This window comes from Neisseria sp. P0009.S010, from assembly GCF_051958545.1.
Taxonomy (GTDB): Bacteria; Pseudomonadota; Gammaproteobacteria; order Burkholderiales; family Neisseriaceae; genus Neisseria; species Neisseria subflava_A.
Window position 1 is genome coordinate 1 of the sequence record NZ_JBQCVH010000025.1, and the last position, 372, is coordinate 372.

At 48.7% G+C, this 372-nt stretch carries 1 pseudogene; it reads right to left on the reverse strand.

From position 1 onward, the window contains the following. Positions 1–180: 180 nt before the first annotated feature. Positions 181–372: pseudogene (gene murD / locus ACTHSN_RS10760) on the reverse strand (UDP-N-acetylmuramoyl-L-alanine--D-glutamate ligase); the annotation flags it as partial.

Genomic DNA, 372 nt, shown 5'->3' on the forward strand with positions numbered 1-372 from the left:
CTTTTATGCACAACCAATCTGTCGATAACGGCATCTACAGGCAATGGCGTTTCACTTGGCGTGGTAACAGTATTCGTGGAACGAATCGGCGCAGCAAACCAAAACACCGAGACAGCGACAGCCAAAAGTACGACAGTCGCCAAGCCGATTTTCAACCCTCTTTTCATCTTTAAGACGGCCTTACAAAGCCTTAAACGATTCAATAAACACGTCCGAACGGTGCGCATTGCCTTTAAACATATCAAATCTCGCACAAGCCGGGCTGAGCAACACGATATCGCCCGCTTCGGCATGAGCGTATGCCTATTGAACTGCTACTTACAAAGTGGCGCAGTCGGTCATAATAAAGCAGCATCCGTCAAAATCGCGGCG